This is a genomic window from Trinickia symbiotica, from assembly GCF_003028655.1.
GTDB lineage: Bacteria > Pseudomonadota > Gammaproteobacteria > Burkholderiales > Burkholderiaceae > Trinickia > Trinickia symbiotica_A.
The window spans coordinates 371,764-396,915 of record NZ_PYUC01000005.1 but is presented as its reverse complement, the minus strand read 5'-3'; the positions used below and the strand labels follow the sequence as shown (position 1 = coordinate 396,915).

General features: G+C 63.1%; 26 protein-coding genes and 1 tRNA gene. 11 read left to right on the top strand and 16 right to left on the bottom strand.

The window, feature by feature from the left end:
* The 4 genes from urtD to urtA all read right to left on the bottom strand — a co-directional run bounded on the left by urtD (position 1) and on the right by urtA (position 5,156).
* Positions 1-846, bottom strand: a complete 846-nt coding sequence (gene urtD, locus C9I57_RS12650; protein WP_107150985.1) for an urea ABC transporter ATP-binding protein UrtD — start codon at positions 844-846, stop codon at positions 1-3.
* Positions 843-2,033, bottom strand: coding sequence for an urea ABC transporter permease subunit UrtC (gene urtC, locus C9I57_RS12645; protein WP_107150984.1), 1,191 nt, complete (start codon positions 2,031-2,033; stop codon positions 843-845). Before urtC ends, urtD begins: the two co-directional genes overlap by 4 nt.
* 10 nt (positions 2,034-2,043) lie before the next feature.
* Positions 2,044-3,720, bottom strand: a complete 1,677-nt coding sequence (gene urtB, locus C9I57_RS12640) for an urea ABC transporter permease subunit UrtB (protein ID WP_258187616.1) — start codon at positions 3,718-3,720, stop codon at positions 2,044-2,046.
* 137 nt (positions 3,721-3,857) lie between these two features.
* Complete coding sequence (gene urtA / locus C9I57_RS12635) at positions 3,858-5,156, bottom strand: urea ABC transporter substrate-binding protein (protein WP_107150982.1); 1,299 nt, start codon at positions 5,154-5,156, stop codon at positions 3,858-3,860.
* A 446-nt stretch (positions 5,157-5,602) separates the two neighbouring features.
* Here urtA and C9I57_RS12620 point away from each other — a divergent pair, with 446 nt between their 5' ends.
* Positions 5,603-7,561: a carboxypeptidase regulatory-like domain-containing protein gene (locus C9I57_RS12620; RefSeq protein WP_146166208.1), complete on the top strand. Its 1,959-nt coding sequence runs from the start codon at positions 5,603-5,605 to the stop codon at positions 7,559-7,561.
* Between the two features lie 146 nt (positions 7,562-7,707).
* Here the strand turns inward: C9I57_RS12620 and C9I57_RS12615 are convergent, their stop codons facing one another.
* The 3 genes from C9I57_RS12615 to C9I57_RS12605 form a co-directional block, all read right to left on the bottom strand.
* Positions 7,708-8,031, bottom strand: coding sequence for a rhodanese-like domain-containing protein (locus C9I57_RS12615; RefSeq protein WP_107150978.1), 324 nt, complete (start codon positions 8,029-8,031; stop codon positions 7,708-7,710).
* Between the two features lie 29 nt (positions 8,032-8,060).
* Entirely contained in the window at positions 8,061-8,714 is a 654-nt protein-coding gene (locus C9I57_RS12610; RefSeq protein WP_107151087.1) for a protein-L-isoaspartate O-methyltransferase family protein, read from the bottom strand.
* 221 nt (positions 8,715-8,935) lie between these two features.
* Positions 8,936-9,193 carry a hypothetical protein gene (locus C9I57_RS12605; protein WP_107150977.1) on the bottom strand — a complete coding sequence of 86 codons (258 nt, stop codon included), beginning with the start codon at positions 9,191-9,193 and terminating at the stop codon, positions 8,936-8,938.
* A gap of 216 nt (positions 9,194-9,409) precedes the next feature.
* On the opposite strand from C9I57_RS12605, the gene C9I57_RS12600 reads away from it, so the two are divergent.
* Genes C9I57_RS12600 through C9I57_RS12590 form a run of 3 tightly spaced genes read left to right on the top strand, consistent with a single transcriptional unit; the run spans position 9,410 to position 11,180 of the window.
* Positions 9,410-9,715: a YkgJ family cysteine cluster protein gene (locus C9I57_RS12600; protein ID WP_107151086.1), complete on the top strand. Its 306-nt coding sequence runs from the start codon at positions 9,410-9,412 to the stop codon at positions 9,713-9,715.
* A complete protein-coding gene (locus tag C9I57_RS12595) occupies positions 9,712-10,305 on the top strand; it encodes a DUF1439 domain-containing protein (protein WP_107150976.1) in 594 nt (197 codons plus the stop codon). The genes C9I57_RS12600 and C9I57_RS12595 overlap by 4 nt, the downstream gene beginning before the upstream one ends.
* A 32-nt stretch (positions 10,306-10,337) precedes the next feature.
* Positions 10,338-11,180, top strand: coding sequence for an undecaprenyl-diphosphate phosphatase (locus C9I57_RS12590; RefSeq protein WP_107150975.1), 843 nt, complete (start codon positions 10,338-10,340; stop codon positions 11,178-11,180).
* 4 nt (positions 11,181-11,184) lie between these two features.
* Here the strand turns inward: C9I57_RS12590 and trmB are convergent, their stop codons facing one another.
* Positions 11,185-11,988, bottom strand: coding sequence for a tRNA (guanosine(46)-N7)-methyltransferase TrmB (gene trmB / locus C9I57_RS12585; protein WP_107150974.1), 804 nt, complete (start codon positions 11,986-11,988; stop codon positions 11,185-11,187).
* A gap of 120 nt (positions 11,989-12,108) precedes the next feature.
* A complete protein-coding gene (locus C9I57_RS12580) occupies positions 12,109-12,315 on the bottom strand; it encodes a hypothetical protein (protein WP_258187615.1) in 207 nt (68 codons plus the stop codon).
* Positions 12,316-12,551: 236 nt separating this feature from the next.
* Between C9I57_RS12580 and C9I57_RS12575 the strand changes: the two genes are divergently transcribed.
* Entirely contained in the window at positions 12,552-14,285 is a 1,734-nt protein-coding gene (locus C9I57_RS12575) for a PQQ-binding-like beta-propeller repeat protein (RefSeq protein ID WP_107151085.1), read from the top strand.
* Positions 14,286-14,352: 67 nt separating this feature from the next.
* Here the strand turns inward: C9I57_RS12575 and C9I57_RS12570 are convergent, their stop codons facing one another.
* Entirely contained in the window at positions 14,353-15,570 is a 1,218-nt protein-coding gene (locus C9I57_RS12570) for a YeeE/YedE family protein (protein ID WP_107150972.1), read from the bottom strand.
* Positions 15,571-15,725: 155 nt separating this feature from the next.
* Positions 15,726-15,800 (bottom strand) — tRNA-Gly (locus tag C9I57_RS12565).
* 192 nt (positions 15,801-15,992) lie between these two features.
* Here C9I57_RS12565 and C9I57_RS12560 point away from each other — a divergent pair.
* Positions 15,993-16,289, top strand: a complete 297-nt coding sequence (locus C9I57_RS12560) for a DNA-binding protein (protein WP_107151084.1) — start codon at positions 15,993-15,995, stop codon at positions 16,287-16,289.
* A complete protein-coding gene (locus C9I57_RS12555) occupies positions 16,289-16,594 on the top strand; it encodes a helix-turn-helix domain-containing protein (protein WP_107150971.1) in 306 nt (101 codons plus the stop codon). Before C9I57_RS12560 ends, C9I57_RS12555 begins: the two co-directional genes overlap by 1 nt.
* A gap of 141 nt (positions 16,595-16,735) precedes the next feature.
* On the opposite strand, the gene gstA is transcribed toward C9I57_RS12555, so the two are convergent.
* Positions 16,736-17,362 (bottom strand): glutathione transferase GstA, encoded by a 627-nt coding sequence (gene gstA, locus C9I57_RS12550; protein WP_107150970.1) that lies wholly within the window; start codon positions 17,360-17,362, stop codon positions 16,736-16,738.
* Between the two features lie 129 nt (positions 17,363-17,491).
* Between gstA and C9I57_RS12545 the strand changes: the two genes are divergently transcribed.
* The 4 genes from C9I57_RS12545 to C9I57_RS12530 all read left to right on the top strand — a co-directional run bounded on the left by C9I57_RS12545 (position 17,492) and on the right by C9I57_RS12530 (position 22,208).
* Positions 17,492-18,424 carry a LysR family transcriptional regulator gene (locus C9I57_RS12545; protein ID WP_107150969.1) on the top strand — a complete coding sequence of 311 codons (933 nt, stop codon included), beginning with the start codon at positions 17,492-17,494 and terminating at the stop codon, positions 18,422-18,424.
* Positions 18,425-18,552: 128 nt separating this feature from the next.
* Positions 18,553-19,425 carry an AraC family transcriptional regulator gene (locus C9I57_RS12540; protein ID WP_107150968.1) on the top strand — a complete coding sequence of 291 codons (873 nt, stop codon included), beginning with the start codon at positions 18,553-18,555 and terminating at the stop codon, positions 19,423-19,425.
* Between the two features lie 450 nt (positions 19,426-19,875).
* A complete protein-coding gene (locus C9I57_RS12535; RefSeq protein ID WP_146166207.1) occupies positions 19,876-21,591 on the top strand; it encodes a CHASE domain-containing protein in 1,716 nt (571 codons plus the stop codon).
* Positions 21,588-22,208, top strand: coding sequence for a response regulator transcription factor (locus C9I57_RS12530; RefSeq protein ID WP_107150966.1), 621 nt, complete (start codon positions 21,588-21,590; stop codon positions 22,206-22,208). The genes C9I57_RS12535 and C9I57_RS12530 overlap by 4 nt, the downstream gene beginning before the upstream one ends.
* Here C9I57_RS12530 and C9I57_RS12525 read toward each other — a convergent pair.
* Genes C9I57_RS12525 through C9I57_RS12510 form a run of 4 tightly spaced genes read right to left on the bottom strand, consistent with a single transcriptional unit; the run spans position 22,196 to position 25,000 of the window.
* Positions 22,196-22,900, bottom strand: coding sequence for a Crp/Fnr family transcriptional regulator (locus C9I57_RS12525; protein WP_107150965.1), 705 nt, complete (start codon positions 22,898-22,900; stop codon positions 22,196-22,198). The two genes, C9I57_RS12530 and C9I57_RS12525, sit on opposite strands and share 13 nt — an antisense overlap.
* A complete protein-coding gene (locus tag C9I57_RS12520) occupies positions 22,893-23,522 on the bottom strand; it encodes a 2-hydroxychromene-2-carboxylate isomerase (protein WP_107150964.1) in 630 nt (209 codons plus the stop codon). The genes C9I57_RS12525 and C9I57_RS12520 overlap by 8 nt, the downstream gene beginning before the upstream one ends.
* Positions 23,523-23,531: 9 nt before the next feature.
* Complete coding sequence (locus C9I57_RS12515; RefSeq protein WP_107150963.1) at positions 23,532-24,206, bottom strand: 3-oxoacid CoA-transferase subunit B; 675 nt, start codon at positions 24,204-24,206, stop codon at positions 23,532-23,534.
* A 23-nt stretch (positions 24,207-24,229) separates the two neighbouring features.
* The gene (locus tag C9I57_RS12510) at positions 24,230-25,000 is read right to left on the bottom strand and encodes a CoA transferase subunit A (protein ID WP_107150962.1); all 771 of its coding nucleotides are present in this window, start codon (positions 24,998-25,000) and stop codon (positions 24,230-24,232) included.
* Between the last annotated feature and the right edge of the window lie 152 nt (positions 25,001-25,152).

Genomic DNA, 25,152 nt, shown 5'->3' with positions numbered 1-25,152 from the left:
TTAGCGCCCAAGATACGACTCGATTACCGCTTCATCGCGCTTCACTTCGTCGAGTGTTCCCTCGGCCAATACCCGCCCTTCGGCCATGACGGTCACGCGCGAGCGCTCGCCCGCGAGCGCGGCGACGAACTCCATATCGTGCTCGACGACGAGCATCGAACACGTCCCGCGCAGACGATCGAGCAACTGGGCGAGCGCCATCGTCTCGTCGTCGGTCATGCCGGCCGCCGGCTCGTCGAGCAACAGCAGTGCGGGCCGCTGCATCAGCAGCATCCCGATCTCGAGCCGTTGCTTCTGTCCATGCGAAAGCTCACCGGCCAGCCGACGCGCGCTCGCTTCCAGCCCGATCGTCTCGAGGGTCTCCTCGATCCGCGCCTGCGCTTCCCGATTCAATTGGGCGCGCAGCGACGCCCACCATCCCTTGTCGGCCTGCATCGCGAGTTCGAGATTCTCCCAAACAGGGTGTTGCTCGAACACGGTCGGCTTTTGAAACTTTCGACCGATACCCGCGCGTGCGATGGAAGGCTCGTCCATGCGCGTAAGATCGAGCGTCTGTCCGAGAAAGACCTTGCCGTGATCGGGCCGGGTCTTGCCCGTGACGACATCCATCATCGTCGTCTTGCCCGCACCGTTCGGCCCGATCACGCATCGCAGCTCGCCGACGTCGAGCGTAAGCGTCAAGCTGTTGAGCGCGCGGAAGCCGTCGAAGCTGACGGTGACATCCTCGACGTAAAGAATCGTTCCGTGCGAGACGTCGATCGTGCCTTGCGCGACGGCATGGCCCATTGCGGCAGTGCCCGAGAGCGCGTGGTTGTCGGCCACAGCGCTGTCCGTAACGACATTCATCGCTGCGTCCTCCGGGAGAAAACACGCTCGGCGAGCCCTACGAGCCCACGCGGCATGACGAGCGGCACGACGACGAAGAGGGCGCCGAGGAAAAAGAGCCAATACTCGGCGAAATAAGCGGTAAAGAAGCTCTTCGCGCCATTGACGGCGAATGCGCCGACGATCGGCCCGATCAGCGTCCCGCGTCCGCCTACGGCCACCCATATCGCCATTTCGATCGAGTTGCCGGGCGACATTTCGTTCGGATTGACGATGCCGACCTGCGGCACATAGAGGGCGCCGGCGATCGCGCAAAGCACGGCCGACAGCGTCCAGACGAAGAGCTTGTACGCGAGCGGGCTGTAGCCGAGGAACATGAGCCGCGTTTCGCTGTCGCGCATGGCGGTCACAACGCGCCCGAGCTTGGAAACGACGATCGCGCGCGCCGCAAGAAACGCGAGCACGAGCACTGCGAACGTCAGTAGGAACAGCATAGTCCGCGTGCCTGGATGCGTGATCGGAAAGCCGGCAATGCGCTTGAAGTCCGTGAAACCGTTGTTGCCACCAAATCCCGTTTCGTTGCGATAGAAGAGCAGCATCGCGGCATACGTCAGCGCCTGCGTGATGATCGACAGATAGACCCCTTGCACGCGCGACCTGAACGCGAAGAAGCCGAACGTCCAGGCGAGCACGGCCGGCACGAGCACGACGAGCACGAGCGCATACCAGAGATGCGAGGTGCCGTGCCAGTACCAGGGCAACTCGTGCCAGTTGAGAAACACCATGAAGTCGGGCAGATCGCTCTGATAGACACCGTCATGACCGATTGCGCGCATCAGGTACATGCCGATCGCATAGCCGCCAAGCGCAAAGAAGAGGCCGTGCCCCAGGCTCAGGATTCCGCAGTAGCCCCAGACCAAATCGAGCGCGAGTGCGGCAATCGCGTAGCACATGAACTTGCCGCCGAGCGTCAGCGCATAAGCGGACAGATGAAACGCGCTCGATTGCGGCAGCACGAGGGCGGCGAACGGCACGCCGACACCTACCGCAACGATCAGCGCGACGAGGGCGGCCCAGGCGGGGCGCGGCAGGAGCGCACGGCGCGGAGGAAGTCCGAGCGCAAAGCCCGACAACGTGGGGTCGCCGGCCACGCTCGCCTCGGCGATGGTGTGGCCGGCGAGCGGCGAAGTGGAAGTCGTAATGGTCATATAGCGTGTCTCAAGCGCTGCGCCCCTTGAGTGCGAAGAGCCCCTGCGGACGTTTCTGGATGAAGAGCACGATCAATACGAGCACGGCGATCTTCGCGAGGACGGGCCCGGAAAGCGGCTCGATCGCTTTGGCGAGCACCCCGAGCCCGAAGCTGCCGAGCACCGTGCCCGCGAGCTGGCCGACGCCGCCTAGCACGACCGCCATGAACGAATCGACGATATAGCTCTGGCCAAGGTCGGGGCCAACATTGCCGATCTGGGAAAGCGCGCAGCCGCCGAGCCCGGCGATGCCCGCGCCGAATGCGAAGGCATACGAATCGATGCGTGCCGTCTTGATGCCGACGCAGGCCGCCATGCTGCGATTCTGCGTGACCGCGCGCACGAACAGGCCGAGCCGCGTGCGCGTGAGTACGGCCCATGCGATCGCGATGACGGCAAGCGAGAAGGCAAGAATCGCGATTCGGTTGTAAGGCAGGATCAGGTTCGGCAGCACGATAATGCCGCCCGTCATCCAATGCGGGTTCGCCACTTGGACGTTTTGCGCGCCGAATAGTGTCCGCGTGGCCTGAATAAGCACGAGACTAATGCCGAACGTGGTCAGCAGTGTTTCGAGCGGCCGCCCGTAAAGATGCTTGATGATGAGGCGTTCGATGACGATGCCGACAGCCGCCGCGGCCGCGAACGAAACGGGTACCGCGACGAGCGGATACCAGTCGAACGCCGCGGGTGCGTAGTGCTGAAACGCGTTCTGCACAACGTACGTGGCATAGGCGCCGATCATGAGGAATTCACCGTGTGCCATGTTGATGACACCGATGACGCCATAGGTGATCGCGAGGCCGAGCGCTGCCAGCAACAGCACACTGCCAAGTGAGACGCCGGCAAACAGCGTTCCGGCGATGCGGCTTTCGCGTTCGACGGCATCGAGCGCGTCGATGCCGCGCTGCGCCGCTTCGCGAACGCGCGCGTCGGGCTCGGAGAACGTCCCATCGGGGCGCTTGGCGACGAGCGGGCGCAGCAGCGCGTACGTGTCGGGATCGTGGCGCGCCGCGACGAGCTCGGTGGCTTCGAGCCGCTTGGCCGGATCGCGATCCGACAGGGCCGTGGTGGCCCAAAGCGTATCGAGCCGGTGCTTGAGGGCCGGGTCCGTCTCCTTGGCCCGGGCCCTATCGATGAGGGGCTTCATGGCCGGATCGGGATTGTTCAACAGCGCGTCGACGGCCGCGCGCCGCGTGGCAACGTCGGGCGAGGCGAGTTGCAGGCCAGCGAGTGCGCCGGCAACTTGGGTGCGCAGCGAGTTGTTCAACGTAATGGCCTGCGCATCGCCGACCGCGACCATTTTTCCGGTAACGGCATCCTGCGCCTGATCGCCCGCATCGTTCGGCTGAATCAGCACTTCACCGGAAGACGTGGCCAACGCCTGATCGTTGGCGAGCGCATTGAGGACTGCTAACGAACGCGCATCGTGCTCGGCGACGAGCTTGTCGATGACGGCCGACTTCGCTTCGAAGTCGTCGCCCGCGAGCGGCGCAACGTCGTCTTGCGTCAACGCGAGCGCCGCAGAGCTCGCGAGCGAGCAGACGAGCGTCAACAGCCATGCGCGAGCGAGCGCCGGTACGCGTGCTGGCAGTGACGCGCATTGCCGGAGGCTGGAGCTTGCACGAGCAATCATGAATATCGGCTTCATCCGGGTTTTTTCCGAGCAAGCTCGGATATGAGGGGCGAACGCAATGCGCGACGACCAGTCGGAGTCCTGTCCGTCGCGCATGCTTCGTTCAACTAACGATCGAGTGACGCGTTACAACGGTTCGACGCAGCAGGGCATCACGCCACGTTGCGCCGGCGCAGAAACTCGGGAATCGAGCTGACGACGTCGGGCTTGCCCTCGTTGCCGGCGATGAACGGGCTCCACGGCTGCGCACGAACGGCCGTCTTCGTCTTCCAGACGACGTTGAACTGACCGTCGCCGCGAATTTCGCCGATCATGACGGGCTTGTGCAGATGGTGATTGCCGTCCATCGTCAGCGTGAAGCCCGATGGCGCGTTGAAGCTCTGGCCGACCATCGCGACGCGCACTTTGTCGACGTCCGTGCTCTTTGCCTTCTCGACAGCCTGCTTCCACATGTGAATGCCGACGAAGGTCGCCTCCATCGGATCGTTCGTCACGCGCTTCGCACCGCCGGGCAGGTTCTGCGATTTGACCCAGGAAGCAAACTGAGCCTTGAACTTGGAGTTCTCGGGGTTCTTGACCGACATGAAGTAGTTCCATGCCGCGAGGTGACCGACGAGCGGCTTCGTATCGATGCCGCGCAGTTCTTCTTCACCGACCGAGAACGCGACGACGGGCACGTCGGTCGCCTTGAGCCCCTGATTGCCGAGTTCCTTGTAGAACGGGACGTTCGAATCGCCGTTGATCGTCGAGATGACGGTTGTCTTGCCGCCTTGCGAGAATGTCTTGATGTTGGCGACGATCGTCTGATAGTCGCTGTGACCGAAAGGCGTGTAGACCTCTTGAATGTCGGCGTCGTTCACTCCCTTCGAATGGAGGAACGCGCGCAGGATTTTGTTTGTTGTTCGCGGGTAAACGTAATCGGTGCCAAGCAGGAAGAAGCGCTTCGCGCCGCCGCCTTCGGGGCTCATCAAATACTCGACTGCGGGAATGGCCTGCTGATTCGGCGCTGCGCCCGTATAGAAGACGTTGCGCGACATTTCCTCGCCTTCGTATTGAACGGGATAGTAGAGGAGCCCGTTCAACTCTTCGAAAACAGGCAGAACCGATTTGCGCGAAACCGATGTCCAGCAGCCGAATACGCAGGCAACCTTGTCTTGCGTGAGCAACTGCCGCGCTTTTTCGGCAAAGAGCGGCCAGTTCGACGCCGGATCGACGACGACGGGCTCGATCTTGCGGCCGAGCACGCCGCCGTTCTTGTTGATGTCGGCGATCGTCATGAGCGCGGTGTCTTTGAGCGATGTCTCCGAGATCGCCATCGTGCCCGAGAGCGAATGCAGGATGCCGACCTTGATGGGACCGCTATTGGACTGCGCGCGGGCGAATGGGCTTTGTCCTGCGAGCGCCATTGCGCCAGAGACCGAACCGAGCTTCAACAGGCTGCGACGTTTCATTAGCTTCCCCTTGCCGTGGGTAAATCGATTTGTTTGAGATCGGAGCAGTCGATGCGCCGCCGCGTCGACTGCGGGGGCGACAAGTGCAAGGCTCATGCCAAGTGAGAATGGGTACGCGTCGCACGGACCGATCTGGCTTATGAACGTGGCGTCGTAAGCGGCCCGCGGGCGATGGTGGTGCATGGCGCACCGGTCCACGTTTCATGGCGGTGCGTCGTGCGTTGCGATGATGCGTCGATGCGCTTGAATGGGGAAACCAATGATTGCCCCTCGGCGGCCGCATTTGCGCCACATCTCAATTGACGACTTGTAACAATACTCCGCCTATAATCATTGCGCCCAAAAAAGGGCCTCTTGCATATCGCTGCAATGCAAAGAAGGAAACGTGCAACGAGAAAAGAAGAAAGCAGTTGCGGTTTTACTAAAACGACCTCTACGGATCAAAAATGAGAAGACATCAAAGAAAGACGGGGCTGGCGTTAAGTTCGATCGCGATATTGGCCATATCGCTCATTTCGGGGTGCGGGGGCGGCGGGAGTAGCGGGAGCGCGTCGACGAGTACGAGCGCGCCCACTGCCAATGCAACACCAACCACTGTATCGGGGACCGTGGCTGTCGGCAGCGCGGTCGCCAATGCAAGCGTGACGATCATCGGCGCCAACGGCGCCACCGTCAGCGCGACAAGCGATTCGTCGGGCGCTTATACGGCTTCGATCACCGGATTGACCGCGCCTTTCGTCATCGTGGCGACTGATCCGTCCGGCACCAGCTCGACGCTCGTGTCCGTCGTGGCGACCTTGCCGACGGGCACTTCGGCGCCGATCACCGCCAATGTGACGACGTTGACGACGGCCGTTGCCGCCTTGCTGACAACGAGTGGCAATCCGCTCGATGTCTTGTCGAGCGGCAACGCGAGCTCGCTCGTGACGTCGTCGAATGTGGCGTCGGCGGAGGCGAAGCTCAACGCGATGCTTTCCTCGATCCTCACCGACAACGGTTTGAGCGCGACCTCGTTCGATCCGATCGCCACCGCGTTCACGCCCAACCAGCAGGGCGCGGACGCCGTGATCGATGCGGTGGAGCTCATTGCGGCGGTATCGGGCGGGATGCAACTGGTCTCGACCGGCAACCCAGGGTCGGGCATCGCGCTCAACAGCGGCACCAGCACGCCTTCTCCTCTCGCGCCGCCGCCGGCCGCCGCGGACTACCTGCAATCGCTGATGTCCGAGTTGGCACAGTGCCTGTCGGGCACGAGCGCGTCCTGCACGCAGGCCATTGATGCTAGCTACCTCGAAAACGGCTTCACGAGCTTTGCGACGGCGCATCCCGGGCTCGCCGCATCGGGCGTGACGCTCGGGTTGCCTCAAACGCTGAAGTTCTTCACGTCGACGAACGGCACGCAAGAGGCGCTCGTGGAGCTGCGCTATACGACGTCGAGCGGGACCCACGGAGCGGCGACGACGGTGGTCCAGAAGACCGCGGCGGGTTGGGACATAGTCGGCAATCAGCAGCCTTTCAATGTGACGATCAATTCGTTTTTGGCGAGGCGGACTTTCGTCGATACGGCTGATCAACAGTTCGGACGCTATGAGGCCGGAATCGGCATCAACATACCGGCCAACGCGGCGACCAACCTGGCCGCGGCTTCGGTCACAGGGCCCGGGATCAACGGCACCGCCTACCTGGTACCGCGCAGCGGCACGGGCAATAACGCGCTCGCGCTGACGAGCACGGCGCTCGCGAGCGTGCCGACGGCGCCCACCACGACGAACTCGAATACGACGCTCTATCGCTGGTCGTGGACCGCATTGCCGGGGTCGACGGGGACGTTCTCGCCGGGCACCAACAGCCGCGGTTTCTACACGCCGTCGCCGATCGACGTGACAACCGTTCCGCAGTTCGCCACCTACATCGTGACGTTCTACGATTCGACGGGCACGCAAATCGCCCCGCCGTTCAACGTGACGAACGCATCGCCGACGCTCTCCGCATCGGCCGGTGCGGGCGTGCCCTGGCAGACCCTGTCGTCGAGCGTGCTCAACGACTTCCTGAACCCTGCCGGCGCGCTTGCGGGCACGCAGTCCTCAGTCGGCATCGCGTGGTCGACCAACACGGGCACGGCAAACGTGGCGCCGCTCGTGTCGAGAGTGCAGATCCAGACGACGCCCGGCACCGGTGTTACACCGTCGACCGAGGTCGATGGATGGGCGAGCGCGCCGGCGACATTCGCAGCCAACGGCCAGTATTCGGCGACGGTGACGGCGGGCGTCGATCAGTCGGGAGTGCAGGAATGCACGTCGGCCTGTCCGTTCCCCGCGCTGCAAGCTGGGGCATCGCGCTTGGTGCAGTTGTCGTGGAACGGCGGACAGACGAGCTTCTACAATCTGTTCAAGTACAACGACTGATCACTGTGGGCGTTTGCGAGATCAGGTAGATAGCTCAAAGCAAAACGCCGCCGGCAACGATCCCGGCGGCGTTTTTTATGGCTGGAGCTTCAGATCAGCAACCGCAATTCCGCGCGGATGTCGGCTATGCCTAAGCGCGCCACGGGTCAATACGTCGGCACCGACGCATCGACCTGACGCGACCACGCGTCGATCCCACCCTGAAGATTGAAGATCTGCTTGAATCCGCGCGACTCGAGGAACATGCCGACGTTGGCGCTACGCGCACCATGATGGCAGATGCAGACAATCGGCGCTTCGTCGTCGAGTTCTTCGCTGCGCGCGGGGATATCGCGCATCGGAATCGATACGCACCCGGCGATGCTCGCGGTTGCGATTTCCCAAGGCTCGCGCACATCTAGCATGACGGGCGCCGCCCGCGAAGTGTCGGCGAGCCATTCGGCGAGCGCGGAGGGGGTGAGATTTTGCATGGTGGACGACTCGAAGACTCGAAACGATGTCAGAACTTGAAGCGCGGCGGCTCCACCGCGTTCGCGAGCGGCTCGACATAGGTTTCGAAGATATCGGCAACGCGGAACTGCTTCTCGTCGATGCGCGTGATGATTTGCGCCTTCATGACAGGCGCCGTGCCGACGAACGCGGCGAGCCGGCCGCCGATCTTCAACTGCTCGAGCAATTCCTGCGGCAGCACGGGCAAGCCGCCCGACACGCAAATGACGTCGTACGGCGCCGCGGCAGGCCAGCCGCGGGAGCCGTCGCCGGCCGCCACTTCGGCGTTCACGACGCCGTTCGCGGCGAGATTGCCCTTCGCCAGCTCGACGAGCTCGGGCTTGATGTCGATCGTCAGCACATGCTGCGCGCGATGCGCGAGCAGCGCGGCCATATAGCCGGAGCCCGCACCGATCTCGAGCACGCTCTCATGCTTCTTGACCGCCAGCTCCTGGAGGATGCGCGCCTCGATGCGCGGCTGGAACATATGCTGGCCGGCAGGCAGCGGCACTTCGAGATCGGCGAACGCGAGGTCGCGGTAGGCCGCCGGCACGAAGTTCTCACGCTTGACGATCGCGAGCAGATTCAGCACTTCCTGGTCCAGCACGTCCCAGGGGCGGATTTGCTGCTCGATCATGTTGAAACGGGCTTGCTCGATGTTCATGGCGTCTTGACTCTCGACGACTGCTAAATCGGTTCTGCTCTCGGACCGGATCGGACGCCACATGCGGGCGCCGACAGGCTCGATGAAGCATGGATGACTATGGAGGAAAACTCCATGATTGTACCAAACCGCGTCCGTCGCTCGGCGCATCCCGGCAGGTCCGGCGCGGCGAGCGCGCGGCCGGAGCGCGGCCTGCGGCAAGGCGGCACTAGGTGGCGGCACTAGGTCCCGCTGCGCTTGATCTGCGCCGCGAAGGCCTCGTCGAGCTTGCTCGCCTTTTTCGGCTTGGCGGGCTCGATTCCGTCGACGAAGGCAACGAATTCCTCGAGCGGCATGGGTTCGCCCAGCTGGCGGTCGCCGCCGCCGGCCTTGTCGATCAAACGAAACCGCCCGCCTGGCAGGCTGACGGCGGTATACCCTGGGTTGCCGCTGCGCGCCTTGAGGCGCTCGACGGCGGTGATGGCTCGGGTGCCGCGCATGATGTCCTTCCGTTCTCTAAGTCAGAGAAAAACGCTCACTTTACCAAGTACGCCGAGTCCGCTGCTCATGCGACATGAAACGAGCCGGAGCGGGAGCGCAGCAGGGCGCTGAGCAGGGCGGGGCACGCGACGACGAACGAACGCAGGCACAATGCAGGTTTGGCTCGCGTTCTCGGCATCGCGTGCCGCCCATCGCTCGATTCAGGAAGTTTTTTCGTGGATGCTTTTTCGTTGCCCGGCGCCGTCGATCACGCCTGTCGCCCCGGCTGCGGCGCCTGTTGCATCGCGCCGTCGATTACGAGCCCGATCCCCGGCATGCCGAACGGCAAGCCCGCCGGCGTGCGCTGCGTGCAGCTCGACGACGACGATCGATGCAAAATCTTCGGCCGCCCCGAGCGGCCCGCCTGCTGCAGCGGCCTGCAGCCGCACGCGCAGATGTGCGGCGACTCGCGCGGCGAGGCGCTCCTCTGGCTCACCGAACTCGAAAAACTGACGCAGCCCGCGCAAGGAGGTCACGCATGACGCATGCCGCAGCGCCGTACCGGCGCCGGTTCTTTCGGATGATGCTCGGCATCGGTATCGCGGCGGGCATCGCCGCGCCGTTCGCCGCGTGCGCGAGCAGGACTTTCCCGTTCATCCCCGATCACTACACGTTCTCGCAGCGGCAAGTCCAGGAAGCGGTGTCGCGCAAGTTTCCCTATCGCCATTCGGTGTCGCAGCTTTTCGATGTCGCGTTGACGAATCCTCTCGTCGGTTTCGAGCCGGAGGCCAATCGTGTGACAGTGCGTCTCGACGCGCATGTCACGAGCCCGTTCCTGCAGCAGCCCGTCGACGGGGCGTTTACGCTCTCGAGCACGCTTGAATACGACAGCACCCAGCGCGCGGTCGTGTTGCGCTCGCCGAGCGTCGAGCATGTCGATGTGGCGGGCGAGGCAAGGGCCTACCGACAGCAGATCGAGGCCGCGGGCGCGCTCGCCGCCGCGCAATGGCTCGACGGCTATCCGATCTACACGTTCAAGCCGGAAGAGCTGCAATTCGCCGGCGTCAATTACGAACCGGGTACAATCACCATCCTTTCAAATGGCATACGCGTGCAGATCGTTGAAAGGTGATCGCACGCGAGACTCTCAAAAGGGGGCCACGGATGGATTGGACGTTGATCGGCAAGGCGCTGATTCTCGGCGTCGTCGAAGGCGTGACCGAGTTTTTGCCCGTCTCCAGCACGGGGCATCTGATTCTGGCGAGCTACCTGCTCGGATTCGATGGCGACGGCGCGAAGACCTTTAACGTGGTGATCCAGTTCGGGGCCATCCTGGCTGTCTGCTGGGAGTACCGGCAGCGGATCGGCAGCGTCGTCGCGGGGCTGCCGACGAGCGTCGATGCCAGACGTTTCGCGCTCAACGTCATCATCGCAACGGTTCCGGCCGTCGCGCTCGGCCTCATGTTCGAAGCACAGATCAAGGCCGTCCTGTTCGAGCCGATGCCTGTCGCACTGGCGCTCGTGGTCGGCGGCGCCGTGATTCTCTGGGTGCAAGCGCGCGAGCGCGCGAAGGGCGTCCAGGGCACGGCCGCGCGTATCGGCTCGCTCGATCAGCTGAGCCCGTTCGACGCGCTCAAGGTCGGCCTGGCGCAGTGCTGCGCGTTGGTTCCCGGTGTTTCGCGCTCCGGGTCGACGATTGTCGGGGCGATGCTGCTTGGTGTCGAACGGCGTGTCGCCACTGAGTTCTCGTTTTTCCTCGCCATCCCGGTGATCGTGGGCGCGTCATGCTACGAGATCGTCAAGCATGGTCACGGTGCGATCGCAGACGCGGCCGGCCTATTCAGCGTGGGGACCGCCGCCGCTTTCGTCAGCGCCTTCGCCTGCGTGCGCTGGCTGTTGCGGTACCTGGCCACTCACGATTTCACCGTGTTCGCCTGGTACCGGATCGCGTTCGGCATGCTCGTGCTCGTCGTCGGCTACGGCTACGACGTTCGGTGGGCGGGTTGACCTTTCAGGCCTCGCGCCGTTTGAAGACCAGGTCCCACACACCGTGGCCAAGGCGCAGGCCGCGCGATTCGAATTTCGTGACGGGCCGATAGGCGGGGCGCGGTGCGTAGTCGCGCGCCGTATTCTCGAGCATGGGCTCCGCGCTCAATACGTCCAGCATCTGCTCGGCGTAGTTCTGCCAGTCCGTGGCGCAGTGCAGATACGCGCCCGGTTTCATCCGCGAAGCGAGCAAGGCGACGAACGGCGGCTGAATGAGCCGGCGCTTGTGATGGCGCGCCTTATGCCAAGGATCGGGGAAAAAGACGTGCACGCCGTCGAGCGTTTGCGCGCCGATCATCCGCTCGACGACTTCCACCGCATCATGCTGCACGATGCGGATATTCGACAGTTCGCGCTCCCCCATGAGCTTGAGCAGGGCACCGACGCCGGGCTCATGCACTTCGACGCCGATGAAATCATCGTCCACGCGTTGCGCCGCGATTTCGGCCGTCGTCGCCCCCATGCCGAAGCCGATTTCCAGGATGCGCGGCGCACGGCGTCCGAAGACGGTGTCCCAATCCGTGGATCCGTCCGAGTAGGGCACGACGAAGCGAGGACCGAGCTCGTCGAGCGCGCGGCGCTGACCCGTCGATACGCGGCCGGCGCGCGTGACGAAGCTGCGGATACGGCGAAGGTACGGGGTTTGCTCGGCTGAAGGCGCCGTCTGGTCCGAATGCGTGGCGGCTGCCGTTTCGGCCGGCGTCGCGGTGTCAGCAGCAGGGCGGGGCGTGCCGGACGGCTGGCCCGCTTCGTTGGGATCGTGAGTCATCGTAATAAGAGCTGATCGAGGCACGCCCGACTCGGGCGGTCCCGTTGCGCGACGTGCGCGAGATTTTAGACGAGAGCGGGTGGTTGCGGAACTCGCTTCGGCGAACTGCTCGCCGGGCGATCAATCCGAGACGATCACGTGGACGAAAGTCGGGTATTCGAGGTCGAACTCGTTCGTTCGACCGACCCGTACGTCTAGCAGCAATCGCTCGATCGTTTTGAGCATTCGCTCGTGCTGAGTGGCTTCGTGTGCGGATGATTCGCGAAGCAGCTCCGTGAGCGCAGCGCGCGCATCGACGAGCAGCGCTACCGCACTCGTGCGGGACATGAAATGGCGTTCCATTGCCAAGGAGAAAACGACCAAAACGCGGAGAGACCTGCAATTGTCGCGCGAATTGTGCGATCGCGCATCGACACGCGCGCGAAACCCGGTTCCAACGTGGCGGAAAGATGCGCTGCAATGGCCGTAGCTCGAGCCGATCGATTCTTAATATCTGTCACACGCGAATAGCGCCCGTCGCCACTTCAGTTGTCAGGGGCGAGATGGGCGGTTGGGAGGCGAGCATGCGAACATGGCAGCACGCGCCCCGTGCAGGCCTGCGCGGCTGTGGGTACTGGCTTCGGCAGATCTGCGCATGGCTCATCATTGCGGGCGGCTGCGTATCGTGCGGCGGCGGAGGGTCGGGTGGCGGCAGTAATGCCGCGGCGTCGAGTGGAGCCGGTGGCGCGGGTGGTGCCGCCGGCGCGGCAGGATCGGGGTCCGCAGGGAGCGGCGGCGGTGCATCGGCGATGGCGACGGACGTGCTCATGCATCACAACGACCTTGCCCGCACCGGTCAGATGCTGGCCGAGACGACGCTGACGCCGGCTAATGTTCGAGCGGCGACGTTCGGCAAAGTCGGCTTTTTGCCGGCCGACGGCAAGGTGGACGGGCAGCCGCTCTTCGTCACGCAGCTCTCGATCGGCGGCTCATTGCACAACGTCGTCTACGTCGTGACCGAGCACGACAGCGTCTACGCTTACGACGCGAGTACGTTCGCACTCCTCTGGCAGGATTCCCTGATCCGCGGCGGCGAGACACCGAGCGACGATCACGGCTGCCAGGACATCACGCCTGAGATCGGCATCACGTCCACACCTGTCATCGACCGCAGCCGAGGTCCGGACGGTGTCATCTACGTGGTGGCGATGACTAAGGATGGGAGCGGCGGCTATCACCATCGCCTGCATGCGCTGGATCTGGCGACCGGAGCCGAGATGCTGGGCGGCCCCACTGAAATCACCGCGAGTGCTCCTGGCGGCGGGTCCGGCAGCGCGAACGGCGTCATCACCTTCGATCCCTCGCTGCAGACGGAGCGTGCGGCGCTGACGCTCGTTGGCGGCAACATTTATATGGGGTGGACATCGCATTGCATGTCGGGGAATTATCACGGCTGGATCATGGCCTATAACGCGGCCACGCTCACGCAGACCGGTGCGATGCTCGTTACGCCAAACGGCAGCGGCGGGTCCGTGTGGATGGCTGGCTCGGGTATGGCGTCCGATGGCGCGTCGATTTTTGTGCCGGACGGGAATGGAACCTTCGACACGACGCTCAATGCCCAGGGGATGCCGGCCGGCGGAGATTTCGGCAACACACTCATGAAGCTGCCGATCGGTTCGTTGACCGCGACCGACTACTTCACGATGACGGATACCGTGACCGAATCGAACGCCGATAACGATTTGGGCTCGGGCGGCGCGATGGTGCTGCCGGATCAGACGGCGGCCGGGGGCGCCGTCAAGCACCTCGTTGTGGCGGCCGGGAAGAACAACAGCATTTACGTTGTCGATCGCGATTCGATGGGCAAGTGGAATGCCACTAGCGACAACATCTGGCAGGAAATTCCGCCGGGTACGCTTGGCGGCGGCATATGGGGCTCGCCGGCGTATTACAACGGCGTGGTGTATTACGGCGGCCTCAACGACAACTTGAAAGCGCTGCCGATCACTAACGGATTTCTCGCGACGACGGCGTCGTCGAGGAGCCCAACGACGTTTGCTTATCCCGGCACGACGCCGGCCATCTCGGCGAATGGTGCGACGAACGGCATTGTCTGGGCGGCCGAAAACGGGACGACGGGCGCGCTACACGCTTACGATGCGGCGAATCTCGGGAACGAGCTCTACAACAGCAACCAGGCCGGTGCTCGCGATCAGTGGGGCGCCGGGAACAAGTTCATCACGCCGATGATCGCGCTTGGACATGTGTACGTGGGCGCGACGAACGGCGTGGCGGTGTTTGGGTTGTTGCAGTGAGCGGATGTGAGGATCTGAAAAGCGGTTTTCGCGGCAACGCGCGCGAAAACCGCTTATCGGACGAGCGCTAGCAAGCGGTCTGTCTGACCGTCTTCTCGTTGGCAAGACCAAACACGGGCCGCAAGCGCGTTCCAACGACGCTGCCGACGAATGCGCAGATCGCCCAGAGCCATCCGTGCAGGCTGCCCGAGACTATGCCGCTGAAATAAGCGCCGATGTTGCAGCCGAATGAGAGTCGAGCACCGTAACCGAGCAGCAAGCCACCGATAACGGCTGCGGCCAGCGAACGCGGCGGCACGCGCCAGCCCGGCTGGAAGCGGCCCGCCAGCGCCGAAGCGGCAAGCGCGCCGATCATGATTGCGATGTCCATGATCGTCGTTACATCGAACGACAACGGCGCGGCAAGCGCCTTGGCTTGATGCTGCCAGTAGGACCAGTTCGCGACATCGACGCCGAGCGCCGCGGCGCCCTTCGCGCCCCAGAGCGCGAATGCCGAGGTAATGCCCCAGGGCCGGCCGGCGAGCGCGAGCGTCGCGAAGTTCAGGACGGCCAACGCGATCGCACCGACCCACATCGGCCATGGGCCGACGAGCCAAGCGGGACCATTATCGCTTCCAGCCGTGTTGCCAGACTGCAGAGTGCCATGTCGGCGCTTCTCGGCAAAGACCGTCAGCCACGCGACTGCACCGAAGAGCGCGAGGTTGATTGCGATCGCCGGGCCGACGCCGAACGTCGTGATGAACGAAAACGGCTTGGGTGCTGGCAGCGCCGCCCACCAGGCGAAATGCTGCGTGCCGATCAACGAACCGACCACGAAGAAGAACAGCGTGACGATCATGCGCGTGTTGCCGCCACCGATCGCGAAGAGCGTTCCCGATGCACAACCGCCGCCGAGCTGCATCCCGAGGCCGAAGAGAAACGAACCGACGATGACGGAGGTACCTGCCGGCAACACGTGGCCTGCCACCGGATGCCCGAACAACGTTCCTGAAGACAAGGCGGGGAAGAACAGCACCACGCCGAGGGCAAGCATGGCCATTTGCGCGCGCAGCCCGGCGCCGCGGCGATCGGAGATGAACCGGCGCCATGCAGACGTGAAGCCGAACGATGCGTGATAGAGCGAGACGCCGAGCAGACCACCCACGATCCAAAGCGCGGCCTGGCGACCGCTGACGGTCGAATCGAGATAGATCAGGCCCGCGAGAAACGCGAGCGATGCGATGCCGAGCGCACCCATGTGAATGCTGGGGCGCGCTGTGCGACTTGCGACAGAAATGTCGGACATGGCGAGGCTGGATGGTTCGGGATCTGCATCCCAAATGAATTATCTGTCTAGGGCGAAAAGATGTATAGGAGAGTTTAGTTATAAAGATATGCGTCCGCCAGGCCGGGGCTGTGCCGGTGAGCGAGTGCGTTTGATGGGGAGGGGGTGACTCGGGTTGGAGCGGGCGATGGGAATCGAACCCACGTCTCCAGCTTGGGAAGCTGGGGTAATGGCCATTATACGACGCCCGCAGAGCCCATAATTCTACAGGGTTTTGGTGGGTTGTGGAATGCGATGTCGTGGCTGCTGGCTTGAAAAGTTATCTACTTGAGGGTTTCTTGCTCGCATCGCCCGTCCGGCGGGTGGCATCAACGCCGAAGGGATGTAAGAGGCAAGAGCTTCCAGTACTTGATGTTCTACGGGAATCCCGTATAATGCCGCGTATGCGGACCGTGATCGAAACCCCAACCTTCCAGAAACAAGCCGAGCGCATTTGGTCAGATGCCGAACGTCTCGACTTCATTGGTTGGATCGCCGCCAATCCGGATGCTGGGGATGTGATTCCGGGTGCCGATGGCGCTCGCAAAGTTCGCTGGAAGCGTGCAGGCACCGGCAAGTCCGGTGGCGCGCGTGTAATCTACTTCAACCTGACCGATGAGGAAATCGTGTTGCTTGTGGCGGTCTATGCGAAGGCCGAGCGTGAGAACATGCTTCCCAAGGACATCCGAAAGGTGGTGTGATGGACATCGAGAAAATCGCCAAGGCGGTCGAGGCAGACGCCGGTGAGCCGCTGCCGCATCTGCGCCAAGCGCTTGAGGAAGCCAAGGCGCGCGTCGGTCGCGTGACGACGCCCGAGCAGATGATCGTGCGCCAAGCGCGCGAGGCGGCTGGCATGACTCAGCCAGCGTTTGCGGAGCGAATCGGTACGCCAGTGGCCACGCTGCGTGACTGGGAGCAGGGCCGCTTCGCGCCATCGGGTGCTGTGCTGTGTTTGCTACGCCTGATAATCAAGCATCCCGAGCTGACGGCCGAACTCGCTGCGTAAAGCGAGCCGAGCCTGTTGCTCAACCTAGCCATTTCAGTGGGGATGGCAAGCGGCAGAATCTGGCCTGTGGCATCGAAACTGGCATGGCTCAAAAGTGGAGCTGCCTCGGCAACGTATGAGCCGGCGCGCTCGTCGCGTTCATCACGCGTGAACCTTCAGCCCTTCGGCCACCATCGCTTCGCGCACGGCGGGGCGTTGACCCACGCGTTCGAGGTAGGCGCGCAGAGCGGCGAAGTCCGAGAGATCCACATCGACCAATTTTGACCAGCTGACGACAGTAAACAGATAGGCGTCGGCCACCGTAAACGACTCACCCATCAGAAACCGGCTCCCGGCCGCCAAATGCCGGTCTACGAAGCCAAGCCGCTCGGCAATCTTGCCGCGCGCCACCGTCTGCGCTTGCTCGCCGTATTCGGCATGGAACAGCCAAGGGCTGTACATCTTGTGCAGCTCGGTGCCGATGAAATTGAGCCACGATTGCAATCGTGTGCGCGCAAGGGTGCCCGCAGCCGGGGCAAGCCCGCGTTCGGGTTTCTGATCGGCCAGGTATTGCACGATGGCCGGTCCCTCCGTCAGCAATTGGCCGTCATCGAGTTCGAGCACAGGCACATAGCCGTTCGGATTCACGGCTGAGAAGTCCGTGCCCGATGCCGTGGTGTGCGGCGTCTTGCCGAGATTGACGCGCACCAGTTCGAGCGCGATACCAGCTTCGGCGGCAACGATATGCGGCGACAGCGAACATGCGCCGGGGGAGTAATAGAGCTTCATCGGGTGGCCTCTTGAAGGGAATGACGAAATGGACAGCGGACTCAGCATACGGTGTGCGTTGGTGCAACGTCCATTGCGCAATTGGCATTTGTATTTGCATCGGTGCAAACGATCGTCTAACGTCGCGGCATGAACGATTGGAACGACTTGCGTCTCGTGCTGGCCGTGCATCGCGCGGCAAATTTGACGGTCGCGGCGGCGCGGCTGAACGTGGCTCACTCAACCGCGTTTCGTCGGCTGAAGGCGCTCGAGACGCGCCTCGGCGTGCGGCTCTTCGAGCGGCTGCCGGGCGGTGTCTATCAGGCCACGGAGGCAGGGCAGCGGATGGCCGCCGCCGCGGAGCGGATGGAAGACGAAGCGCTGGCGCTCGATCGTGATCTGACGGGCCGCGATCATCGGGTTTCCGGGCGGCTGCGCGTGACGTCGTCCGAGACGCTCGCGTATAGCCGGCTCACGGGGCACCTGGCCGCATTTCGGCAGGCGCACCCGGGCGTCTCTGTTGATTTGTTCATCGACAATCGCGTGCTCGACCTTTCGCGCCGCGAAGCCGATGTCGCGTTGCGCCCGGTTCGGCCCAGGCAGGGCGATCTATGGGGGCGCCGGCTCGCGCGGATCGCATGGGGGCTCTATGCGACACCCGCTTATTTGGCTGCGCGCGAAAGTCCGTCGGCGAGTGCAAACGCGCTAGCCCACCATGCGGTGATCGGATGGGAGGACGGGGCGACTGGCATTCAAGCCGCCCAGTGGCTGTCGCAGGTGGTGCCCGAGGATGCTCTCGTCTATCGGACCAACAGCCTTGTGAACCAACTCGTCGCGGCGCGCGCGGGAATCGGGCTCGCGTTACTGCCGTGCTATCTGGGCGATAGCGAGGACGGCGTCGTGCGCGCGACACCGGAGCCGGTGCCAGATCTGGAGGGTGAGCTCTGGATCGTGGCGCATGCCGATCTGAAAGGTACCGCACGGGTCAGGGCATTCTTCGATGTGGTCGGCGATGGCCTTTCGCGCGAACGCGCATTGTTCGAGGGCCGCGGCTGTGTTGCCTCCTTCGCGCCAAATGCCTAAGTTCCATTCAAAAACCGATTTGAATCGGGGTAATCATCGATCAAATAAGTCGCGAGCCTTGAGCAAGCGCGGCTAGGCGAAATGTTTTGATGATGGGCGACCATATGGCAAATCGCACAATCTAGGCCATGGACGCACATACCGACAGCACAACCAAATACGCGAAGCGCTTCGACGCCGTGCTCGCCCATATCGATGCCAATCTGGAGGGCGACCTATCGGTAAACGCGCTCAGCCGCGTCGCGAACTTCTCGAAGTTCCATTTTCATCGACAGTTCGTCGCGTACGTTGGCGTACCGGTCGCTCGCTATGTGCAACTGATGCGCTTGCGTCAAGCGGCCCGCCGTTTGGCTTCGCGCGAACCCTGCTCGGTGTTTGACGCTGCACTTGACGCCGGCTTCGACAGCCCTGAGGCCTTCACCCGGGCATTCAAGCGTGCATTCGGCGCCGCGCCGAGCGCATTCCGGCAGCGTCCGAACTGGCAGGTCTGGAGTGCGACCTTCGTTGTCCCATACATCTCGAGGAAACTGACCATGCAAGTACAAATCGTCGATTTTGCCGAAATCCATGTCGCCGCACTCGAACACCGTGGGCCGCCCGGACTCCTCAACGAAAGCGTGCGCAAGTTCATCGACTGGCGCAAGCAAAGCGGGCAAGCCCCAGTGGCGTCGAGCAGGACCTTCGGCATCCCGCATGGCAACCCGGACACGATGCCGGAGGACGAATTCCGCTTTGACATCTGTGCGGAGATCGACGAGCCGGTCAAGCCGAACGGGTACGGCGTTCGCGAATTCGTTATTCAGGGCGGTCGGTGCGCGGTGGTTCGGCATTCGGGATCGACCGACCATATCGGCGAGACCATCTACCCGATCTATCGGGACTGGCTTCCTGCAAGCGGGGAAGAACTGCGGGACCACCCGTTGTTCTTTCACTACCTGAGTGTTTATCCGGAGACCCCTCAGGACGAGTGGCAGACCGACATCTACATCCCGCTGGTCTGACTTTAGTTTCTGGTCACGCTGCGAAATTGCTGGCTATTTCCGCGCGCGAGCAGCCTCATCTCTTCTGAATTTCAGGTTCCCCCTCCCGGCGCGCCGAACTTCCATGACTGCCGGGAGGGACCTGTCCACCACACGTTAAGCCCCCGTAGCGCTATGCCTGTTGTCGCCGTCCCCGATGGTTTTTTATCGCTGATTGTTCGTCGGAATGGGCACCTCAAAGATATCGAACGGTGCGTGGCCGAGACTAGTGTGGATTGCCGCGCGTCTCTACCGTAGTTCCCGCAATACTCATAGGCATTGCCGTAGCTCCAGGGTCACGTCATTACGCACGGCTCGGCTTCCTCGTAGAATGGCTCGTCGTCGCCCGTTCTACCTCAGATCTACATTTTGTTGCTCGCTCGACATCGCCGCGCTGTTCGACTGATACTCACCGCCTTCGCTCTCTGGCTCGTGAGTTCGCTCATCATCGTTGCGGCATTGATAGCGTCAGAGATCAATCGCCTGCAGCGCGAATTCGTCGTTCAGAGTGCCGCGACTTACGAAATCATCCGCCAGCGGCTCGATCAAAACGAGGCCGTTATGGCCGGCATCGATTCGCTCCTGCATACCTTTCCGGGCGTCGACTCCCGAGGACTGCGTGACTACGCACACCGGATGCTGGTCCGCTATCCGCACATTTACATGATCGAGTTGCAGCCGCGCGTCGAGCGCGCGGAGCTGCCGGCATTCGAGGCATGGGCGAAAGCCAAAATCTCCCGTGGATACCTCGTCAAAGACTACGGCTATGGTGACGTGCGCCAATGGCGTCCGGTAGCCGAGCGCCCCGTCTATTACCCGATCACATTCATGGAGCCGCAGACGAAGGCCGCGCTGCCTGTGCTCGGGCTGGACGTGTATGCCGACGACAAATTTAGAGCGGCCATCGACGAGACGATTCGGACGGGCCAGCCTTCGCTGTCCACGCCGTTCGACCTGTACGAAGGCGGCCGGGCCTATCTGATCTTCAAGGTCGTCTATGCGCAAACGCCGCAGGATCAGGCCTCGAGGCCACGACTGGCGACGCGTGTAGTGTCGATGCTGATCCATACCGGCAAGTTTCTGAGCAGCAGAGAGAAGCCGCCGCCGTTGGTGTCGATGCACATCTACGAGCAGGGATATGGCTACGATCAGCCCGAAGGGCTGATCGATCGCGTGGATGCCAAGCCTGTTGCCTCGTGGCTCGGGCGATTGCTGCCCGAGTTCACGTACCGCGAAATACTACCGAGCCAGATACAGCCGTTCATATTCGAAACCCGGCGTCAGCTCGGGGCGGAAGCGATCCCCGTTCTACCGGTTGCGCTCGCGTTGATTGCTACGTTTGTCATCGCCTTGCTCGCACTCGTCGTCTACCAGCAGCAAGTCGTGAGCAGGCGCATTGCACGAGAGAACCAGCGACGCGCGGATCGGCGCGAAGCGCAGGTACAGGTTGCTCGCCTGCATACGATCGGAGAAATGGCTTCGGGAATTGCCCATGAATTGAACCAGCCGCTTGCCGCGATCCTTAGCTACAACCAGGCGTGCGTACGCATGTTGCGTGAATCAAACCCGGACCTGACGGCAATCGAAGGTGCAATGAAATCGATGACGGATCAAGCAAAGCGGGCGGCCGACATCATCGTGCGATTGCGAGCGTTCGTCAGCAAGCATCCGGCCCAGGTGCTACCACTGGATATGCGGCAGGTCGTGCGGAATGCGCTATCGCTGGCCGAGCCGTGGTTGAGGCAGGGTTCGGTGGTGGTCAACCTCGATATGGCGACCGATCTTCCCGAAGTGCTCGCCGATAGCGTGCAGATCGAACAGGTCGCGCTCAACTTGATCCGCAACGCGGTCGAGGCGATGGAGTCGACGCCCGTCGACAATCGTGTGTTGACGCTGGGTCTGAAATGCGACGAGCGCGTGGTGACGCTATCCGTGCGCGATACGGGGCCGGGTGTCTCCGAAGAGATGCGCAAAACGCTGTTCCATCCGTTCAGGACGAGCAAGGCTGATGGCATGGGGCTCGGCCTGACCATCTGCCAGTCGATTGCGGAAACGTACGGGGGAAGCGTGATCGAGGATCCTTCGATTCCATTCGGCGCGGAATTTCAGCTGAGATTGCCGATCAACCAACGGAGGAATGCGTCATGACATGTGCCGACGAAACCATCGTCTATCTCGTCGATGATGACGCGGCGGTGCGAGATGCCTTGGCGTTGCTGATTCAATCGATCGGGCTCAAGGTCAAGACCTACGGAGACCCCGCGGCGTTTCTCGCGGAACTCTCAGGCGACGAGATCGGGTGTCTGGTGCTCGATATCCGAATGCCCGCACTCAATGGGTTTGCCGTTCAGGAGCGATTGGATGCGATGGGGTGCGGCCTGCCCATCATCATGGTCACGGGGCATGGCGACATGGCGCAATGTCGACGCGCTTTTCGGGCGGGCGCCGTGGACTTCCTGACCAAGCCGATCGACGAGACTGCCTTGATCGAAAGTTTGCAGACGGCCATTCATCGCGGCCGCGAACAGCAAGGCATGAGGCGGCAGATCAACGATGCGCGTGCCCGGATGAGTCGGTTGACGCCGCGCGAACGGGCCGTGTTCGATCTCGTCTGTGAAGGCTTGCAGAACAAGGTGATTGCAGACCGCCTGCACCTATCGCAGCGGACAGTGGAGGCCTATCGCGCATCCATGTTCGAAAAGCTCGAAGCGAGTTCGGTCGCTGATCTCGTCCGGTTGCGAATGATTGGTGGCTACGCCCCGTAGCTGCGCAGCCGTTCAAGATCGATCACGGTTACCCCGCCGTACTCCAGCACCACCACGTCGTCTTTCTCCAATGCCTTGAGCGACTGATTGGCGACTTGTCTCGTCATGCCCGAGAGCAGACCGAGCTCTTCCTGCGTGATTTCCAGATGGTTGCCCGCGCCGGGGTAGAGCACCGGGTTGAACAGCGAGGCGATGCAGCGCGCCAATCGCGGCGTGGGATCGAGCAGCCGGTCGTATTCGAGCAGGGCCATGAAATGACCGAGCCGCTCGTTGAGCTGGCGGACGAGGAAGCGGTTGAACGCCACGCTGTTTTCAACGAGCCACATAAAGGTGGCGCGGTCCATGAAGGCCATGCGCGTATCGCGCAGCGCGACGATGTCGTAGCGGCGCGGCTCATTCTTGAGCACGGTGCCTTCGCCGAACCAGCCGCCGGCCGGCACGCCGGTAAATGTGATGCCGCGCCCCTCGGGCGATACGGTGCCGACTTTGATCAGCCCCGTCACCACACCCGTCCAGCTCTCCAGAATCGTGTTCTTCGGGCAAATGCAGGTGCCTCGTGCATACGTCTTCTCGATGATGCCGGCGCAGGCGCGATCGGCCTCGTCGCCGGGCAGCTCGATCGACCATGCGGCGATGTGGGCGAGGCGCGCGCGGCTGATGCCGGGGCGCGCGTGGGGACTGTGATCAGCCACGCTGGATTCCGATCGGCAACGAGCTCACGCGCCGCACTTCGGGCGTATCCAGCCAATCGGTCTCCAGGCATTGCAGGAAAAGCGCGGTGGCGTCTTCGCCCCAGAACAGTTCGCCCTTATGCGCGAGCGTGGGCACACCGAATACGCCGAGCGCGATCGCCTCGTCGGTGTGGTGGCGCAGCGCGTCTTTCACGGCGGGCGCCTCGACGGCCGTTCTGCCCTCCGGAAAGCCGACGGCATCGCACAGCGCGGCAAACCCCTCTGGCGAAGCGACGTCGTGCCCATCGCGCCAGATATGCCGGAACACCGCACGGACGGCGTCGAGCGAGCCGCCCATCGCGATCGTCAACCGCAGCGCCTTGATCGGGTTGAACGGATGCGCGGGCGGCATGCGGAAGGCAATGCCGAGCTGCTGGGCGCGAAAAAGCGCATGCCGGTACGTGAACGTGCGCTTGCTGCCGATCTCGGCGGGGCCCTTCTGGCCACAGTGGTTCAGGATCGCACCCAGCACCACGGGGCGTGGACGGATGGCGATGCCTGCCGGCAGCTTGTCGAATTGCTCCAACTGCAGGTAGGCGAACGGCGAGACGACATCGAAAAACCAATCGACGGTATCGGGCATGGACGTTCCTCAGGCGGTACGAGCTTGCAGCAGCGGCGACAGCGCAAACGGCGCCGCGGTCATGGCGCGGATGTCGTCCAGTGTCGCATGCGAGACGATCTCGCGCAGCACGAGTCCCATCTCGGTCACGTCGAAGACGGCGTGCTCGGTGACGATCACCTTCACGCAGCCCTTGCCCGTCAGCGGCAGCGTGCAGCGCGGCAGAATCTTCGAGTTGCCATGCTTGTCGATATGCGCCAGCGCCGCGATTACCTTGCGCGTGCCGTAGCAGAGGTCCATCGCCCCGCCGATGCCCGGCCACCATTTGCCGCCGCGATTGCAGGCCCAGTTCGCGAGATTGCCTAATGCATCCACCTGCAAGGCGCCGAGGATGGTCACGTCGATATAGCCGTTGCGCATGGCGCCGAGGGAAGTGGCAAGGTCCATGATCGCCGCGCCGGGCGCCAGCGTGATCGGCTCGCAGCCGGCGTTGGTGAGGTCGCTGTCGATCGCATCGAGCGCCGGACGGCCGCCGAAGCCGAATGCGCCGTTCTCGGTATGGAAGATGACGCCGGCGTCCGCGTCGAGGTAGTTCGCCGTCAGCGTGGGAATTCCCAGGCCGAGGTTCACGACTTCGCCGGCGCGTAATTCTTGCGCGCAGCGGGCGGCGATGCGTTGCTTGGGATGATCGGGCAGGGCGGGCATGGCGGTCTCCTTGGTTTCCGGGGTCAGGCAACGGCGGGGGCCGCGGCCGGCAGGCGCCCCAGCTTGGTCCAGTGCCGCTTGTATAACGTGTGCTGATCCTCCAATGACAACCCTTGCACGACCGCGTCGACGAACACGCCCGGGCAGCCGACGCGCTCGGGCGGAATCGCGCCCACCTCCACGATCTCGTTCACCTCCACGATGGTGTACTCGCCGGCCATGGCGATGTCGCGCTGGTTCTGCAGCGCCGTGCCGCGAAACTCCACATTGCCGAACGTATCGGCGCGCCACCCCTTGATGATCGACACATCGGCGCGCAACGGCGGCTCGACGAAGCAGGTGAGGCCGTCCACGGCGATCGTCGGCTTGGGACCGCCACGCGCGCGGAACATGCCCGGCTGATCGAGAATGCCGACGCCCACCGGCACGAGCACACCGCCCAGGCCCATCGCGCCCGCGCGCACTTTCTCGGCCCAAGTGCCCATCGGAAAAAATTCGGCCACACGGACGCTGTCGCTCAAGTACGCTTGCGTCGACTCATCGGTGGTGCCGACGTGCGTGCCGATGAATTCGGCGAGCTGACCCGAAGCAAACAGCCGCGCCTTCAGAAAGCCGCCGCGCAGCCCCGGCGTATTGGTGATCAGCGTGAGCTCCCCGACGCCACTGGCGAGCAGCGCCTCGATGCAGCACGCCGGCTCGCCGGCGCCCACGAACTCGCCCAGCATCAGGCGACTGCCGCCGCGGACGTGAGCAACCGCCTCGTCCACGGACATAACCTTGTTGGCGTAGCGCATCGCGTCTCCTTTTTTCTCGTTACGGGCAGTCGGGGCGAGGGGCTCGACCCGGCTTGCTGCGCAGTGTAGGAGCGGCGATCGGGCAGCGATGTCTTCTGAATGACATTTGCTGTCCACGGCTCGGCAGTGTTCGCGGAAGTGACGCTGATTGG

Coding starts and splice junctions, on each gene's coding strand:
- C9I57_RS12590 (WP_107150975.1), top strand. CDS start 10,338: ATGGATTGGACGTTGATCGGCAAGGCGCTGATTCTCGGCGTCGTCGAA.
- urtD (WP_107150985.1), bottom strand. CDS start 846: ATGAATGTCGTTACGGACAGCGCTGTGGCCGACAACCACGCGCTCTCG.
- C9I57_RS12570 (WP_107150972.1), bottom strand. CDS start 15,570: ATGTCCGACATTTCTGTCGCAAGTCGCACAGCGCGCCCCAGCATTCAC.
- C9I57_RS12545 (WP_107150969.1), top strand. CDS start 17,492: ATGAACGATTGGAACGACTTGCGTCTCGTGCTGGCCGTGCATCGCGCG.
- C9I57_RS12520 (WP_107150964.1), bottom strand. CDS start 23,522: ATGCCCGATACCGTCGATTGGTTTTTCGATGTCGTCTCGCCGTTCGCC.
- C9I57_RS12615 (WP_107150978.1), bottom strand. CDS start 8,031: ATGCAAAATCTCACCCCCTCCGCGCTCGCCGAATGGCTCGCCGACACT.
- urtC (WP_107150984.1), bottom strand. CDS start 2,033: ATGACCATTACGACTTCCACTTCGCCGCTCGCCGGCCACACCATCGCC.
- C9I57_RS12510 (WP_107150962.1), bottom strand. CDS start 25,000: ATGCGCTACGCCAACAAGGTTATGTCCGTGGACGAGGCGGTTGCTCAC.
- C9I57_RS12540 (WP_107150968.1), top strand. CDS start 18,553: ATGGACGCACATACCGACAGCACAACCAAATACGCGAAGCGCTTCGAC.
- C9I57_RS12610 (WP_107151087.1), bottom strand. CDS start 8,714: ATGAACATCGAGCAAGCCCGTTTCAACATGATCGAGCAGCAAATCCGC.
- urtB (WP_258187616.1), bottom strand. CDS start 3,720: ATGAAGCCGATATTCATGATTGCTCGTGCAAGCTCCAGCCTCCGGCAA.
- gstA (WP_107150970.1), bottom strand. CDS start 17,362: ATGAAGCTCTATTACTCCCCCGGCGCATGTTCGCTGTCGCCGCATATC.
- C9I57_RS12605 (WP_107150977.1), bottom strand. CDS start 9,193: ATGCGCGGCACCCGAGCCATCACCGCCGTCGAGCGCCTCAAGGCGCGC.
- C9I57_RS12555 (WP_107150971.1), top strand. CDS start 16,289: ATGGACATCGAGAAAATCGCCAAGGCGGTCGAGGCAGACGCCGGTGAG.
- C9I57_RS12595 (WP_107150976.1), top strand. CDS start 9,712: ATGACGCATGCCGCAGCGCCGTACCGGCGCCGGTTCTTTCGGATGATG.
- C9I57_RS12620 (WP_146166208.1), top strand. CDS start 5,603: ATGAGAAGACATCAAAGAAAGACGGGGCTGGCGTTAAGTTCGATCGCG.
- C9I57_RS12580 (WP_258187615.1), bottom strand. CDS start 12,315: ATGTCCCGCACGAGTGCGGTAGCGCTGCTCGTCGATGCGCGCGCTGCG.
- C9I57_RS12515 (WP_107150963.1), bottom strand. CDS start 24,206: ATGCCCGCCCTGCCCGATCATCCCAAGCAACGCATCGCCGCCCGCTGC.
- C9I57_RS12530 (WP_107150966.1), top strand. CDS start 21,588: ATGACATGTGCCGACGAAACCATCGTCTATCTCGTCGATGATGACGCG.
- C9I57_RS12560 (WP_107151084.1), top strand. CDS start 15,993: ATGCGGACCGTGATCGAAACCCCAACCTTCCAGAAACAAGCCGAGCGC.
- C9I57_RS12575 (WP_107151085.1), top strand. CDS start 12,552: ATGCGAACATGGCAGCACGCGCCCCGTGCAGGCCTGCGCGGCTGTGGG.
- trmB (WP_107150974.1), bottom strand. CDS start 11,988: ATGACTCACGATCCCAACGAAGCGGGCCAGCCGTCCGGCACGCCCCGC.
- urtA (WP_107150982.1), bottom strand. CDS start 5,156: ATGAAACGTCGCAGCCTGTTGAAGCTCGGTTCGGTCTCTGGCGCAATG.